Source organism: Thermococcus profundus (assembly GCF_002214585.1).
Taxonomy (GTDB): domain Archaea; phylum Methanobacteriota_B; class Thermococci; order Thermococcales; family Thermococcaceae; genus Thermococcus; species Thermococcus profundus.
The window spans coordinates 515,378-530,993 of sequence record NZ_CP014862.1 but is presented as its reverse complement, the minus strand read 5'-3'; the positions used below and the strand labels follow the sequence as shown (position 1 = coordinate 530,993).

13 protein-coding genes, 1 tRNA gene and 1 CRISPR repeat array are annotated in these 15,616 nt (G+C 54.9%); of the genes, 5 read left to right on the top strand and 9 right to left on the bottom strand.

Features of this window, described 5'->3' with window-relative positions; translation table 11 throughout:
- Positions 1-4: 4 nt before the first annotated feature.
- On the bottom strand, positions 5-3,373 hold the full coding sequence (locus A3L09_RS02970) for a DNA-directed RNA polymerase subunit B (protein WP_088857555.1): 3,369 nt from the start codon (positions 3,371-3,373) through the stop codon (positions 5-7).
- Between the two features lie 15 nt (positions 3,374-3,388).
- Positions 3,389-3,637 (bottom strand): DNA-directed RNA polymerase subunit H, encoded by a 249-nt coding sequence (locus tag A3L09_RS02965; protein ID WP_088857554.1) that lies wholly within the window; start codon positions 3,635-3,637, stop codon positions 3,389-3,391.
- Positions 3,638-3,877: 240 nt separating this feature from the next.
- On the opposite strand from A3L09_RS02965, the gene A3L09_RS02960 reads away from it, so the two are divergent.
- Positions 3,878-3,955, top strand: a tRNA-Gly gene (locus tag A3L09_RS02960).
- A gap of 46 nt (positions 3,956-4,001) precedes the next feature.
- On the opposite strand, the gene A3L09_RS02955 is transcribed toward A3L09_RS02960, so the two are convergent.
- From A3L09_RS02955 to A3L09_RS02940, 4 genes are all read right to left on the bottom strand, one after another.
- Positions 4,002-4,481: a DUF835 domain-containing protein gene (locus A3L09_RS02955; protein WP_088857553.1), complete on the bottom strand. Its 480-nt coding sequence runs from the start codon at positions 4,479-4,481 to the stop codon at positions 4,002-4,004.
- A gap of 210 nt (positions 4,482-4,691) precedes the next feature.
- Complete coding sequence (gene mce, locus A3L09_RS02950) at positions 4,692-5,090, bottom strand: methylmalonyl-CoA epimerase (RefSeq protein ID WP_088857552.1); 399 nt, start codon at positions 5,088-5,090, stop codon at positions 4,692-4,694.
- Positions 5,091-5,094: 4 nt separating this feature from the next.
- A complete protein-coding gene (gene meaB, locus A3L09_RS02945) occupies positions 5,095-6,051 on the bottom strand; it encodes a methylmalonyl Co-A mutase-associated GTPase MeaB (RefSeq protein ID WP_088857551.1) in 957 nt (318 codons plus the stop codon).
- A gap of 38 nt (positions 6,052-6,089) precedes the next feature.
- The gene (locus A3L09_RS02940; RefSeq protein ID WP_088857550.1) at positions 6,090-6,518 is read right to left on the bottom strand and encodes a cobalamin B12-binding domain-containing protein; all 429 of its coding nucleotides are present in this window, start codon (positions 6,516-6,518) and stop codon (positions 6,090-6,092) included.
- A 133-nt stretch (positions 6,519-6,651) separates the two neighbouring features.
- Between A3L09_RS02940 and A3L09_RS02935 the strand changes: the two genes are divergently transcribed.
- Positions 6,652-7,308, top strand: a complete 657-nt coding sequence (locus A3L09_RS02935) for a PHP domain-containing protein (protein ID WP_088858964.1) — start codon at positions 6,652-6,654, stop codon at positions 7,306-7,308.
- Between the two features lie 58 nt (positions 7,309-7,366).
- Positions 7,367-8,290: direct repeats of the CRISPR family, unit length 30 nt; unit sequence GTTTCAATTCTCCTAGAGTCTTATTGCAAC.
- A gap of 456 nt (positions 8,291-8,746) precedes the next feature.
- On the opposite strand, the gene A3L09_RS02930 is transcribed toward A3L09_RS02935, so the two are convergent.
- Positions 8,747-9,313 carry a Maf-like protein gene (locus A3L09_RS02930; protein WP_088857549.1) on the bottom strand — a complete coding sequence of 189 codons (567 nt, stop codon included), beginning with the start codon at positions 9,311-9,313 and terminating at the stop codon, positions 8,747-8,749.
- Positions 9,314-9,400: 87 nt separating this feature from the next.
- Positions 9,401-11,209 (bottom strand): PINc/VapC family ATPase, encoded by a 1,809-nt coding sequence (locus A3L09_RS02925; RefSeq protein WP_088857548.1) that lies wholly within the window; start codon positions 11,207-11,209, stop codon positions 9,401-9,403.
- Positions 11,210-11,327: 118 nt separating this feature from the next.
- On the opposite strand from A3L09_RS02925, the gene minD reads away from it, so the two are divergent.
- The 3 genes from minD to asnB all read left to right on the top strand — a co-directional run bounded on the left by minD (position 11,328) and on the right by asnB (position 14,366).
- Positions 11,328-12,065 (top strand): cell division ATPase MinD, encoded by a 738-nt coding sequence (gene minD / locus A3L09_RS02920; RefSeq protein ID WP_088857547.1) that lies wholly within the window; start codon positions 11,328-11,330, stop codon positions 12,063-12,065.
- Positions 12,066-12,075: 10 nt separating this feature from the next.
- Positions 12,076-12,825 carry an ATP/GTP-binding protein gene (locus A3L09_RS02915; RefSeq protein ID WP_088857546.1) on the top strand — a complete coding sequence of 250 codons (750 nt, stop codon included), beginning with the start codon at positions 12,076-12,078 and terminating at the stop codon, positions 12,823-12,825.
- Between the two features lie 101 nt (positions 12,826-12,926).
- Positions 12,927-14,366, top strand: a complete 1,440-nt coding sequence (asnB, locus tag A3L09_RS02910) for an asparagine synthase (glutamine-hydrolyzing) (RefSeq protein ID WP_088857545.1) — start codon at positions 12,927-12,929, stop codon at positions 14,364-14,366.
- Here asnB and A3L09_RS02905 read toward each other — a convergent pair whose 3' ends face one another.
- Complete coding sequence (locus tag A3L09_RS02905) at positions 14,367-15,563, bottom strand: hypothetical protein (protein ID WP_232473564.1); 1,197 nt, start codon at positions 15,561-15,563, stop codon at positions 14,367-14,369. It abuts the gene before it with no gap.
- Between the last annotated feature and the right edge of the window lie 53 nt (positions 15,564-15,616).

Genomic DNA, 15,616 nt, shown 5'->3' with positions numbered 1-15,616 from the left:
GCTCTCACACCCTATCCTTCAACTTGAGGGACGGCCTTATCACCATCGCCTTCAGCTCGTCGAGCAACAGCTTGAACGCGTAGCTCATCTCGACCTTGCTGATCCTCTCTTCCTCACCGCACACCGGACAGTAGACCTTTCCTCTGCGCTTGTCCTCAAGTGCGAGGTGTCCACAGTTCTCGCAGACCCATACCTCAGTCTTGTCGCTCTCCTCAAGGAGACGCTCGATGAGAAGCATCGCGGCACCGTGGCCGATGAGCACATCCCTCTCCATCTCACCGAACCTGAGACCTCCTTCGCGGGCCCTTCCCTCGGTGGGCTGCTTGGTGAGCACCTGAACCGGACCGCGTGAGCGCGCGTGCATCTTGTCCGCTACCATGTGGTGGAGCCTCTGGTAGTAGATGACGCCGACGAATATGTCGGCCTCGAGGCGCCTTCCAGTGATTCCGTCGTACATCACTTCCCTTCCGCTGTGCTTGAAGCCAAGCTCCTCAAGCTCCTTCCTGAGCTTCTCCTCCGGCTCACCGATGAACGCGGTACCGTCGACCCTTCTTCCCTTCAACGCGGCGACCTTTCCACCGATGGCCTCTATGAGCTGTCCGACGGTCATACGGCTCGGAATACCGTGCGGGTTGACGATGAGGTCTGGCACGATTCCACTCTCGGTCCAAGGCATGTCCTCCTGTGGGACAATGAGTCCGATAACACCCTTCTGACCGTGCCTTGAAGCGAACTTGTCACCAAATTCTGGAATGCGGAGGTCCCTAACTGTGACCTTCACGAGCTTGGTTCCGTCGCCGGTCTCGGTTATGATGACCTTGTCAACGATGCCCCTCTCGCTGGGCCTCACCGCAACGCTGGTTTCCCTCCTCTCCTGGAGGGCGATTCCACCGAGGCCGCTCTGCTCCTCAAGGAACCTGGGCGGAGAAGTTCTCCCAACGAGAACGTCCTTTCCTTCAACCTTTGACTCCGGGAAGATTATACCATCTTCGTCGAGGTTGCGGTAGTACCTGTCGCCCAGGTAGCCCTTAATGGTCGGATCGGGCTTCTCAAAGCGATCCGTCTGGCCGCCCAGGTACCTCTTCTCCTCGGCCTCGTAGGTTCTGAAGAAGGTTGAGCGGGCGAGACCCCTCTCGATGGAGGCCTTGTTCATAATAACCGCATCTTCCATATTGTAGCCGCCGTAGCTGAGGACCGCGACCACGAAGTTCTGACCTGCTGGCCTCTCCTCGAAACCTACCGCCTTCATTATCCTGGAGTTAACGAGCGGGACCTGCGGGTAGTGCATGAGGTGACCGCGGGTGTCAACCCTAATCCTGAAGTTGGCCCAGCCGAGACCGAGGCTCTGCTTGGCCATACCCGCACCGTAGGTGTTACGCGGGGCGGCGTTGTGCTCCGGATAGGGAACGAGGGAAGCAGGGATACCGAGGATTGCAGCGGGCATGAGCTCGAGGTGGGTGTGTTCCTCGGTTACTTCCCACGGCCAGGTGGCAACGTAGGCGTTCTCCTCTTCCTCAGCATCGAGGTACTCGATGACGCCCATCTTCACGAGATCGCTCCAGGTGAGGGTGCCGTTCTTTATGCCTTCAACGTGCTCCCGAGTGAGCTTCGGCTTCCCGTTCTCTACTATGATGAGCGGTCTCCTGACCCTTCCGTCGTCGCTGTTGACGTAAACCTCTTTAACGTCCTCTTCCTCGTAAATTGCCACGTTAACAACGTCGCTTATCTTTCCGCTCCGCCTGTCGGCCCTTATCCTCTCAACAAGGGCCTCCCCATCCTCAATGGTTCCAATGAGAACGCCGTTGAGGTAGACACGGTAGAGGCCAGGGGCTGGCCTCCTCTCCTCAACAGGGACGACACCGAGATCAAGGAGGTAGTTCCTGGCCTCCTCCTCGGGGATTCCCGTGGTTATCTGGGACATGAGGGCAAGGTTCTTGACGAGACCACAGTTCGGACCTTCTGGAGTCTCGGTCGGGCAGATCCTTCCCCAGTGGGTTCCGTGAAGATCACGGGCCTCGAAGTGGGGCTGATCCCTGCTGAGCGGAGAAGTAACGCGCCTGAGGTGTGAGAGGGTTGACATGTAGTTGGTCCTGTCGAGGAGCTGGCTCACACCGGTTCTTCCTCCCGGCCAGGAACCCGTTGCCAAGGCGTGCTCTATCCTCTCGCTCAGGACGTCGGGCCTGACGGAGTTCCTAACAAACCTCTGGATGTTCTCGAAGGTGTACTTCTCGCCCTTCCTCTGGTAGGTCTTGGTCATCTGGTACTGCATGTCCTTGACGAGCTGGCCGAAGGCGACGCGGAAGAGATCCTTGAGGAGGTCTCCAGCCAGTTTCAACCTCTTGTTGGCGTAGTGGTCTTTATCGTCCTCACCGCGGAGGCCGAGTGAAAGTTCGAGAACCTTAAGGGCCATCATGCCAAGGTAGTATGCCTTCGCCCTCCTCCTCTCAGGCTCGACGCCCATGTGGGGCAGGAGGTTGTTGTCTATGATGTGCTCGGCCCTCCTGAGCCTGTACTCCTTCGGCTGGCCAGGGAGGGAGAGCTTTCCTATGTAGTCGAGGGCCTCCTCCTGGGTTCTTATGTCGCTCGCATCGTCGAGGTTGTCGAAGAGAACCTGCTGGATCCTCGGGTCGTGGCTAACGGCCTCGACTATCTCCTTATCGCTGAGGAGCCCGAGGGCGCGCATGACGTAGACGAACTTGACGGGTTTGGGAACGTTCGGTATGTTGACATAGAGTATTCCATCCTTCTTCCTCTCCACAGTCACAAGGGCCCTGTAACCGTGTCTGTAGGAGAAGACCTTGGCAACGACCTTGTTCTGCCTCTCGTCCCTCTCAACCAAGGTCTTGTTCGGGGCAAGATCCTCGATAGAGACGATAACCCTCTCGGAGCCGTTTATGATGAAGTATCCACCAGGATCCTTCGGATCCTCACCGAGCTCTATCAGCTCCTCGTCGCTCAGGCCGTAGAGCCTGCAGGCTTTCGATTTCAGCATCAGAGGGAGCTCCCCAACGCGGACTTCAACGGGTTCTTGGTCTATGCCGTTGATGACCGGTATAAGCTCAAGGAAGAGCGGAGCGGAGTAAGTCAAATTCCTTATCCTAGCGTCCATCGGGTAGAGGGGCTTCCTCTGACCCTGCGCCTCCTGGAAGATGGGTTCGCCGAGGCGGATCTTGCCGAACTTAACCTCAAAGTTCGGTATGTCAGGTTTAACCCCGCCGAACTCGTTTATGACCTCCTGAAGGCCCTGGTCGATGAAGGCGTTGTATGAGTCGAGGTGCTGCCTTACGAGCCCCTTCTCCTTCCAGTAGGATTCCATAACGAGCCAGAGATCGTCGGGAGTAACATCAACAACGGTAGGACCTCTCGCGCTCATGATCTCACCTCAAAATCAGTCCTCCACAACAAGACGGTAGTAGTAATATACGCCGGCCGTCGGGCTCTTGCGCTTTATCTCAATAACGTCCCCGGGTTTTGCCTCAAGCTGAACGACGGCTGGATCAGAAGCCTTTATCTGAGGAAGCTGGGACAGTTTTATGCGGTGCTTCCTGAGGAGCTCCTCCTTCTCCTCCTCGCTGAGTATCCTGTGCTCCGGAACCAGCTCGTGCATAAACACGTTAAACTCTTTCTTCGCCGCCACCGAGAAATGCCCCCTTACAGTTTTTCAGAATGATTGCCACTACCCCCCGGTTTGGGTTCACCTATATAAGCTTTTCGTGGATAAACTGAGGTAAGAGGTTTATAGGGCTTACGAAAAGTTTAAGAAGCGATTTTTGTCCTTTAGGATCCCTTGAGGGACATTACTGTTCATCAGGGTAGCCAGACTGGGGAGGCATTCCGGGGTAAACTTTTTAAATACCGCCGGAATACTAAAACCCGCGCGGTGGTAGTCTAGCCTGGTCTAGGACACCGGCCTCCCAAGCCGGTAACCCGGGTTCAAATCCCGGCCACCGCACCATTCCACGTTTCTAAAACCCCCCCAACCACCAACCGTTCTCCCCCAATCAAAGAATGCCCATGCTCCTCTTCAGGAGTGCCCTCTCCCTCTCAGTCAGAGCATCACTCAGAACCACGTAGAATCGAGTGCCGTTTACTAAAGTTATATCCCTCACCTTGGAAACGAACTTCAAAGCCGGTATCAGACCGTTCTCAAGCATCAAGTACTCGAACCCGTCCAGAACAACGTCGGACTTTCTGATTGAAGTATCCCTTATTACAGCGGCCTCGATTTTATGGAGATCCCGAGGATGTACAGCATGAGGATGCTCAATGGTCGTGATCCAAACGGCTTTCAAGAGGGAACCCTCATCCCAAAACCTCTGAAGAAGCAACGGGTAATCACGGGTTATGAGGAAAACGGGGACTCCCTGGGAGAGCCTGGACTCAAGAAACCCAACTAACTGATTGGGATATATGAAAGATGAGCCCACTTCCCCCTCCCCAGTGGCACCCCTCACATTACTTACCTTAAACACCTGAACCATAAGGTAACACCCGGTTCACGGAAAGGAAGGGTTCATTGTATATAAATTTTTCGGAATAATGTTACATTGAAGTACGTCAAAATATAACATCCATCCTTAAAGTAACATGAGAAAGAATTAAACCTCCAGAATCCACAATCTAACCAACAATGTTCCCATATCAAACTGGGGCGGGGACGCTGAACCTCAGCGACGTTAAAAAAGAGAAAGTCAGTCCCTCTGGCAGAGCTCCAGAAGAACACCCGTCACGGCTTTGGGGTGAACAAACGCTATCTTTGCACCGCCGGCCCCTATGCGCGGCTTCTCATCGATGAGGCGGTAGCCTGCTTCCTTCAGCTTTTCAAGATGTCCTTCGATGTCGTCTACGCCGAGGGCTATGTGGTGTATGCCTTCGCCGCGCTTGGCTATGAACTTGGCTATCGGTGAATCCTCAGAAGTGGGCTCGAGGAGCTCTATCCTGCTCTCCCCGACGTGGATTATCGCGGTTCTGACCTTCTGGTCGGGGACTTCCTCTATCTCGTCAACCTTGAGGCCGAGGCCCTCCCAGACCTTTATGGCCTCCTCAAGGTTCTTAACGGCTATACCAACGTGGTCTATCTTCTTGAACATGCCATCACCTCCCGTCAAAAACCCTTTCCATAACGATGTCCGCGGCAGAGTAGGGGTCTATCCTCCCAGACAGAACCTTCTCAATAAGCTCCTCTGCTTCAGGGGAGCGGAGCCTATCCTCAACGCGGGAAACAACGGAGTCGGCCACTATCGCCTTGACCTCCTCAACGGCCCTAAGCCTTCTCCTCTCGTTCAGCTTCCCGCTGGAGATCATGAAGTCCCTGTGCTTCTTAATCGCTTCCCAGAGGGGCCTGACGCCCCTTAGGGTAAACGCAGTGGTTTCCACTATCGGCGGCTCCCATCCGAGCTGCCTCCAGCGGTCGCGCTCGAACTCAACGGCCATCCGAATCTCCAGGTGAAGCATCTCCGTACCTTCCCGGTCGGCCTTGTTTATGGCGAAGATGTCCGCTATCTCCATGAGGCCGGCTTTTAGTGCCTGAACCTCGTCGCCGTAACCCGGAACGAGCACGAGAACAACCGTATCGGCCGTCCTGACGATGTCAACCTCAGTCTGGCCGACGCCGACCGTTTCAACGAATATGACGTCGTAGCCGGAGGCGTCGAGAACCTTTATAGCGTCGTTGGTGGCCTTCGCCAGACCGCCGAGGGAGCCCCTGGTGGCCATGCTCCTTATGAAAACCCCCGGATCGGTGGAGTGCCTCTGCATTCTGAGCCTGTCGCCGAGGAGGGCACCGCCGGTGAAGGGAGAAGTCGGGTCGACGGCTATGACGCCAACCCTGTGTCCCTCCTCTCTAGCCAGCTTTATGAGCTTGTCAAGAAGCGTTGACTTCCCGGCCCCAGGCGGGCCGGTTATGCCGACGACGTAGGCTTTTCCCGTGTGGGGATGCACGAGCTTGATTATCTCCCGCGCCTTCTCCTCGTCGTTTTCGACCAGCGTAATCAGCCTTGCCACGGCCTTTTTATCCCCTGCTATAGCGTTGCGGACCAGTTCCTCTAGCATTGCCATCACTGGAGAAATTATCCAAAGGGGATATAAAGTTAAGCCTTGAACCTCTTGAGGTTCTCGACCGCCTTATCAACGAACTCTATCGTCTTGCTCAGCGGCGTTCCCGGTCCGAAGACCTCCGCAACGCCCATCTTCTTGAGCTCTTCTGCGTCGTCGGGCGGGATTATTCCCCCGGCGAAGACCACGACGTCCTCGTTCACCTTCAGGCCCCTCTCCTCAAGGAGCTTGAGTATCTTGGGAATGAGAACCATGTGGGCACCAGAGAGGATGCTGATGCCGAGAACCGGGGCGTCCTCCTGAATCACGGTCTCAACGATCTGCTCCGGGGTCTGTCTTATTCCCGTGTAGATGACCTCATAGCCTGCGTCCTTGAGGGCCCTCGCAACGACCTTGGCGCCGCGGTCGTGGCCATCCAGACCCGGCTTAGCAATGACAACGCGGACTTTCGAGCGCTCGACCATTTTCACCACCGCACTATCTTGGGCGCAGGCATATTTAAAGGTTTGTCAAAGTTAAAGTCAGCGCTTTACATTGGATATTTTGTCCACCACCAAAAAAGGCTTAAGCGCCTGGAACTTTAGGGGGGCGATGATGATGCTTGCCTTTCCCCACGACACCCACACCCACACGGTCTACTCGGACGGAGTTGGAGGAATAGCGGACAATATAGCCTCAGCCGAGGAGAAGGGCTTCAGTCTGCTTGGGATAACTGACCACAGCCACTACCTCGGGCCGAGGAGCTTCAATCGCTACGTTCGTGAAGTGAAGAGGTGGGGCGAAGAGAGCGGTATCACGGTTCTGGCCGGAGTGGAGGGAAACATCGTCCCCGGCGGAACTGACGTACCGGACTGGATGGTGGAGAAGCTAGACTACGTGATAGCCAGCGTCCACGAGTGGCTCGATGAGCCGGGGGAATACGTAGAACTCGTCAAGGCGGCCCTGATGGACGAGAACGTTGACGTAATCGGCCACTTCGGGGCAAACTTTCCGCACATTGGCTTTCCCAGCAACGAGGAGCTTAAGGAAATACTCGAGCTGGCGGAGGCCAACGGAAAGGCCTTTGAGATAAGCTCGCGCTATAGAGTCCCGGATCTGGAGTTCGTTAAGGAGTGCGTGAGGAGGGGCATAAAGCTGACCTTCGCCAGCGACGCCCACACACCTCGAAGAGTCGGAGACGTCGGCTGGAGCGAGAAGATCTTCCTCAAGGCAGGGGGGAGGAAAGAGGATCTGCTTTTCGGGGATCTTCTTTAAATGAAACCCCCCAAGAAGAAGGGCGGCAAACTCACCCTCAATGCCTTCTTCCTTTATAGTTTCAATTCTCCTAGAGTCTTATTGCAACTTATTGAGATGTTGGACCAGGGACATTTAGTTAAGCTTCTTTCAATTCTCCTAGAGTCTTATTGAAACTTGACCTTGAGAGAATAACCGTGCGCCTTGAGCTTGCTTTCAATTCTCCTAGAGTCTTATTGCAACCCGACCAGGCGCGCGAAGTAGTTCTTAGAGCGGCGGGTTTCAATTCTCCTAGAGTCTTATTGCAACAAACGAACACCAACGGAGCCCGGAGCTTCCCCCAATTGTTTCAATTCTCCTAGAGTCTTATTGCAACACACAGTACCTCTACAAACTCCCAATGTCACTAATCAGTTTCAATTCTCCTAGAGTCTTATTGCAACCTGGAGCTCAATGAGGGCGTAGTTGTCGTTTATTTGGTTTCAATTCTCCTAGAGTCTTATTGCAACGTGGGTTTGCTTGCTCTTGTTACTCTTGTCATCATGTTTCAATTCTCCTAGAGTCTTATTGCAACGGGAATCACACCGATCAACCCCTATGCGAAGGCGTTCAGTTTCAATTCTCCTAGAGTCTTATTGCAACTTGAGAAGATAAGGGAAGCCTCGGAGGACGTTCTTGAGGCCCTTGAGGAGTTTCAATTCTCCTAGAGTCTTATTGCAACTTATTGCAACATGGCAATGGCCGGGAATAGAGGTAGTGGAACGCTTCCAAGTTTCAATTCTCCTAGAGTCTTATTGCAACAAACCATCGCGTAGCTTCTTCCATTGCAGGCCACCAGGGTTTCAATTCTCCTAGAGTCTTATTGCAACTTATGGGGCCTTGATTTTTGCTCAGGCCCTTTTACAGGTTTCAATTCTCCTAGAGTCTTATTGCAACCTCTTTATGAAGATTTGAATGTCCTCCATGTTCCGTAGTTTCAATTCTCCTAGAGTCTTATTGCAACAGGGCGGATTTTTCCTTCTTTTGCCCCCTAAACTGATGAGAGCGCTCCAATCTTATAAGCTTTTCCGCAAAGGGTACTTCAAAGAGCCCCCAGAAGCTCCCAATTCAAGGACTCTAAAGGGACTTCACATTGGATAATCCATTCTAATCACCTCCCCAGAATCATGCACTCTCTTGAACATGAGACTTCCCGGACGGTGTTAAGGGTCCAAATACAAATTAGTCCCTTTTCATGCCCTTTTATGCCAAAATCCTCGATTTGCAGTGGGAGGGGTATCAAAAAACCAGTACAAATCCCCTCTCAAAATTTCGAAAAAATTTCGTCACAAGATCACCAGATATCTGTAACCACCTGTTTGATAATAACAACAAGTTACTAAAGAGTCCCGGATCCACAAAAATCCCATGACTGCCAGAAAAAGCAAAATAGAAGGAGATATTTAGGATCAAGGCTCCCTCATTTTGATAAGACTCTAAAACCCAGCTCTCTGAGCTTCCAGATTATCTCCATCGGAAAGCCGACGACGTTGTAGTAGTCACCCCGAACCCACTCGACGAAGAGGCCCCCGAGCCCCTGTATCCCGTACGCTCCCGCCTTGTCCATCGGCTCGCCGGTTTCTATGTAAGCCCTGATGATGCCCTCGTCCAGCTCCCTGAACTTGACCTCTGTGACGACCGCCCCGCAGTGCTCCTCACCGCGGTGGATGATGCAGTAGCCGGTGGTGACCCTGTGAACTCTCCCGCTCAGCGTCTTGAGCATTCCGAATGCCTCCTCTTCATCCCCGGGCTTCCCCAGGATCCTCCCGTCGATGCTGACCACTGTATCTGCCCCTATGACCGTCGCGTTTTTCCCGAGGCGGCGGTGGACCTCCCGCGCCTTCCGCCTGGCCAGCTCCTTCGCGTGCTCCACTGGATCCGTTATGGAACAGCTCTCCTCCGCTGCACTTGGGACTACCTCGAACTCCCCCACGAACCTCCCGAGGATCTCCCTCCTCCTTGGACTCCCAGAGGCCAGAACCAGCATGTTACCCACTAATGGAAAGGGTTAAAAAACCTGCCGGGGCGGACGGAAGAACGAGGAAAAGCAGAAACGACAAAATTAAGAGAGGATTCAGGTTGAGGCCCAGATCTCTATTCCCGCCTCCAAGAGCCTCTTGAGCTCTTTGCCTATCGGCGTGCTCTTGCCCACCTTGACGAGGCCCTTCTTGCTCGGCGTCGCGGTGAAGACGTACTGCTCGCCGCCGTAGAATTTGAGCGGCTTCTTTGCATAGTCCGGCGAAACGCGGAGGACTATCGTCTTCTTCTTTTCCTCGACCTCAACCGGGACCCTCTCCTTCGGCTTAGCAGCTTCGCGCTCTGCGAAGCTCTTGACATCAATGCTTATCCCTATCCTCTTCTCCAGCTCAGTAATGCGCTTCCCCTTCTTGCCGATTATGGCTGGGATGTCGAACTCGTCGGCGTATATGACGGCCTTATGGGGGCTGACTATCTCCACCTCGGTGTTGACGTCCGGTAAAAACTTCTTGATCTCCTGCTTGAGCCTCTTCTCAGCGAGCCTGAGAGCAGGGGCCTTCTCCTCCTTCTTCACCGGGACGACGCTTACCTCCTCACCGTAGGTGTAGATCTCGTACTCGAGTTCGCCGGTCTCGAAGTCGCGAACCTCTATGACGGGCCTCGCTAGATCCTCCTCCCTCATCCCGCTCGGAACCTTGACGAGGTACTCAAGGGTTAGAACCTTAGCCACTCTTCCGGCTTTGATGAAGATCACCGTATCGACTATCTGCGGAATCATCCCAAGCTCGACCCTGCCTATGAACCTCTGCACCGCGTCTATCGGTTTAGTCGCGTGAACCACTCCAACCATTCCAACTCCAGCCAGCCTGAGGTCCGAGTATATCTTGAAGTCGCTGGTCTTCCGCATCTCATCGAATATCGTGTAGTCGGGCCTCACCAGGAGGAGTATATCACCAGTCAGCTCCATCCTTCCGTTCAAAGCGGTGTACTGCGTTATCTCCTCGCTTACCTGGAGATCCCTGGGCTTCTCCATGGTCTTGACTATCTTGCCCATTCCCGCGTACCACTCAGCCAAAGCCTGTGCGAAGGTCGTCTTTCCCTCGCCGGGGGCACCTGCGATGAGGATTCCCTCAGCCTTGTCCTTGAGGCGCTCCATGAGTCTCTCGCTCAGCCCGTAGTCCTCTATGCTCAGCTTGGCCACGGGTCTAACGGCGGTGATCTCGATCCTGTCCGCGAAGGGCGGCTTCGCTATGACGATGCGGTAGTTCCTGAGCTGAACCACGGTCGCCCCCGGTTCGTCCATCTCTATGAAGCTCTGGGGGTCGCGTTTGGCCCTCTCAACTATGTCGTCGGCTATCTCCTCAAGCTCATCGTCGGAGAGCGCCCCCTCGCTGATCCTGACGAGCCGCCACTCACCTGGTCTTCCCTTCTTGGCCATAGGAGGAAGGCCGGCCTTGAGGTGGACGCTCATCGTAGTGTCATCAAAGAAGTCCTCAAGGCGGTGCCTGACGTCTTTCCTTGCCGTCAGATAGATCACATCGATGCCCTTCGCTATTGCAACGTCCCTCTGAACCCTGTCGCCGGTTATAAGCGTCGCACTCAGCTCCCTCGCGACCTCGCGGATCATGTGGTCTACTTCGCCGGCCTTGGCCCTCCTTATCTGCCAAAGCTCCGGCCTGTCCCCGTAGAACTCAAGGAGGATCACGCCCTCCTCCGCCATTTCGCGGAGCTTTTTAAGCTCCTCCAGGCCGACGTGGCCGATGGCCTTTCCCTCGTTGGCCTGATGCTCTATCTCAGCCACAACAGCCTCAGGAACGACGACCTTGACCTTCTCGCCGAGGGTTGAGAGGAACTGGGTCAGCCTGCCGTCAACTATCACGCTCGTATCTGGAACGAAAACCCTCATGTTCTCTCACCCGCTTCCACTTGACCAAACGGTTCATAAGGTTTAGCATCCAAAGCGAGCCGGTGAGTTCGAGAGAAAAGAAGATAAAGGTTGAGATGAAAACCCTACGGGTGGAACCATGGGACATTTGATCTCCATCGCCTCGGGGAAGGGGGGCACGGGAAAGACCACGACGACGGCAAATCTGGCGATAGCCCTTGGAAAGCTCGGTAGGAGGGTCCTGGCCATCGATGCGGATCTAACCATGGCCAATCTAAGCCTAGTTATGGGAATAGACGATGCTGAAACCACGATTCACGACGTTCTAGCCGGGAGCGCGGAGATTGGGGACGCCGTTTATCAGACTAGTTTTGAGAACGTAGACCTCATCCCGGCGGCTATAGACTGGGAGCACGTGAAGAGGGCGGACCCAAGGAAGCTGCCCGGAGTGATAAAGCCCTTCAAGGGATACTACGATTTCGTGCTTATAGACTGCCCCGCGGGTCTCCAGATGGACGCTATGAACGCGATGCTCAGCGGTGAAGAGGTTATCCTGATAACGAACCCCGAGATCTCATGCATAACCGACACGATGAAGGTGGGCATCGTGCTCAAAAAGGCCGGGCTAGCTGTCCTCGGGTTCGTGCTAAACAGGTACGGAAGGAGTGAGAACGACATTCCGCCGGAAGCGGCGGAAGAAGTCATGGAGGTCCCCCTCCTGGCGATCGTCCCCGAGGATCCAAAGGTCAGGGAGGCGACCCTGGAAGGCGTTCCAGTGGTTGAATACGCCCCCGATTCGGAGGGAGCCCAGGCCTTCATGAGTCTCGCCGAAGAAGTCGTGAGGATAGCAGGATTCAAAGCCAGGGTTATGTACTGAGGGAGGGGCCATGATACTGGCCTTTCTCGGCACGGCAGGAAGCGGGAAGACCACGCTGGCAGGTTCATTTGGAAAGTACCTTGAGAAAGAGGGAAGCTCCGTCGCCTACGTTAACCTCGACACAGGTGTCAGAAGGCTCCCATACAGGCCCGACCTGGACGTGAGGGATATCGTGACGGTGGAGGAGATAATGGAAGAGGGCTACGGACCCAACGGGGCCATAGTGGAGAGCTACGACCGGCTGTTAAGCCACGTTCCAGGGATAGCTTCCCGCATCATTTCCCTGACTAACGAACGGGACTACACCCTTATAGACACCCCCGGGCAGATGGAGAGCTTTCTCTTCCATGAATTCGGTGTTAGGCTTATGGAGTCCCTCAGCGAGCCCCTGGTGGCTTATCTCTTCAGCCCGGAGATACTCAGAAGGCCCCACGACTACTGCTTCGTGCGGTTCTTCGCCCTCATGATAGACCTCAGATTAGGGGCCACCACGGTTCCGGTGCTGAACAAGATCGATACACTGAAAGATGAAGAGCTGAACATGCACAGGAGGTACCTTGAGGACGTTGAGTACCTCACCGCGAGGCTCAAATTCGACCCGAGCATGAGCGGCCTCATGGCTTACAAGATGTGCTCGTTTTTCCCCGAAATTGCGCCCCCCGTCAGGGTAGTCTACGCGTCCGCCGTGGATGGTAGGGGCTTTGAAGAACTGGAAACCCTAACCTACGAGCACTACTGTACATGCGGAGACCTGACCTGATGGATTTCCGTTCATTTCTTCCTCACGCCTCTGGCTACATTTTCAAGTGAGAATGGGGAAGGCTTTTCTAACGGCCCAACCAACGCCCTGGGGTGAGAGCCGTGTGTCTTGTAGGCGGGGGAATAGGAAAGGGCTTGAGGGAGAAGTTCATCACGATGATCCTTTCGGGAAAGCACAGGGGGCCGGACAGCTTCGGTGTGTGGACCAACGAGGGGTTCCTGAAGAGCATGGACTTCAGCGACCTCGATGGAATCCCCGATGGAGATATCGGACTCTTCCAGTGCAGGCTCGGCATGACGGGCTCAAAGAGCTACACCCAGCCCTTCTTCAACGACCTCGTTCTGGTGCACAACGGCGAGATATACAATCACTCCCAACTCAGGACGTTCCTTGAGGGGAAAGGAGTGGAGTTTGAGAGCGACGTTGACAGCGAAGTTATACTCCGCCTTCTAGAGAACATGCTCGGAGAGGGACTCTCAATCGAGGGGGCCGCGGCTAGGGCAATGAGAATGCTCGAGGGAGACTACGCGGTCGGGATCTCCGACGGGGAGAGGATACACCTGTTCCGTGACCCCATAGGGATAAGGCCCCTCTATTACTCCCCCAACGGTTTCTTTGCCAGCGAGAAGAAGGTCCTGTGGGCGGTAGGGGAAGAGGCCATTCCCGTTAGCCCGGGGGAACTGGTGACGATCTCGGAGAATGGAATAGAGAGGAAAAAGCTCTTCGACGTCCTGGAGCTGAGAGGGAAGACCCTCAGCCATGATCACGCCCTAAAGGCCCTCAAGAGCTCCCTGGAGTATTCGGTGAGGATCAGGTGTGGAAAAAAGACGGGTGTGCTCTTCTCCGGCGGTCTTGACAGCTCCATCGTGGCGCTACTGGCCTCCAAGTATTCAGACGTCATCCTCTACACAGCCGGGATGGAGGGAAGCCAGGATCTCGAATGGGCGAGGAAAGCCAGCGAACTCCTCGGTCTTGAGCTGAGGGAGTACGTGTTCACGGAGGACGAGGTGGAGGAGGAGCTTCCCAGGATAGCCTTCACCATAGAGGAGCCCAACCCCATGAACCTCGCTATAGGCATCCCACTGTACTTCGCGACGAGGCTGGCAGGGAAAGATGGTGTGAAGGTTCTCCTGAGCGGACAGGGGGCGGACGAGCTCTTTGGGGGCTACGCAAAGTACCTCGAAAGGCCCGAATTGATGGAGGAGGATATCATCAACCTCTCAGAGAGGAACCTGGCCAGGGACGACAAGATAGCGATGCTCAACGGAGTTGAGGGGAGGTACCCGTTCCTGTCGATGCCGGTGGTGTGGACCGCCCTCAACATCCCCCTGGAGCTCAAAATAAGCGGGGGAGTTAGAAAGGCCATCCTCAGAAAGCTGGCCCTCAAGCTCGGACTGCCAGCTGAGATAGCAAGCAGAGAGAAAAAGGCCGCACAGTACGGCAGCGGTGCTCAGAAAGCTCTGGAGAGGATAGCCAAAAGAAGGGGAACATCCCTGAGGGGACTGGCAGAGGCGCTCTTTAGTGAGGCCTTCGAAGGGTGATCACTCTTCCACGCTTATCCCTTCCGCCTCGTGGAGCATCTTGATTAGAGACTCAAGCTCTGGGACAGCACGCAGGGTTCCATCGGCAAGCTCAATGGCCCTCTCCCGGTTGCCCCTTTCGAGGTAGTACTCCACGTCGCCAACTGCTGACAGTATTCCCGCGCTCCTCTTTTCGGCACCGTATATCTTCAAAAGCGCCGCCCTCATAATTATTCTGTTGTCTATGCGGCTGTCAAGGCGCACTGCCTCGTGATAGGCCTTGAACGCCTCCTTGTATTTACCAACAGCCAGGAGCGCTTGGGCAAGCTCCAGAAGCTTTCTGGCGGTGTTTCTATCGTCACCCGCCCTCTGGTATGAGCCGACCACCTGGTACGCCATCCTGATGTTGTTTATGCCTATGAGCTTGGCCCTGCTGCTGTTTCCGGCAAGCATGTAAGCGTACTGGGCGTTGAGGAGGTGGGTGGTAGTTCCGTCAAGATCCCCCTGGGAGTAGGAGACCTTACTGGCCTTCTCGTAGTTCCTGGCGGCGGTGTCCATTATCTCGACGTAGTGGGTGTCGTAGCCGAATATCTCCAGCAGATAGAAGGAGAGCCTGTAAAAGGCCTCGGCAGCTCCCGCACTGTCGTTGGCGGCCACCTTCTCCTCGGTCAGCCTCCCGTAGGCGGTTATGAGCGAATCGGCAATGCGTTTTGTGGAATCTGGATCCCCCAGGGCCTTGTAGTACCGGAAGGCATCCTCATAGGCCCTGATAGCGTTCTCAACTTCATCGTTGTCCATGTAAGCCTTTCCGAGATCCTCATATATCTCCGCAAAGTACTTCGCGTATTTTTTGAGGTTCCTCTCGTCGCCGACAGTGGCGAACACCGAGAGGGTTTTGGAGCAGAACTCGTTGAGCCTCACCATGTCGACCTCGAACCTGTCAAGCTCCGCCTCGATGAGCTTGATATAGAGAGAGGCGCTTTTAAGGAGGGGCTTCCTCGCCATTTCCGGCTTTCCCAGCCTGTTCAGGAAGAAGTAGCCGAAGTAGTAGTACAGTCTGGCCGCGTCTTCAAGCTTCTTCTCATCTTCATACTTCTTAGCGGCCCGGAGAATGAGCTTAAGGCCTTCCTTTATTTCGCCGCCTTCGAGCTTTTCAAAGCCCATGTGCTCGAGATCCTCGGGGGAGGCCATCTCAGGAATCAGCGCCAACTTTCTCACCTCTTGATTTAATGGGGACTACCCATCAACCCACTTAACTGGTCTATCTATTT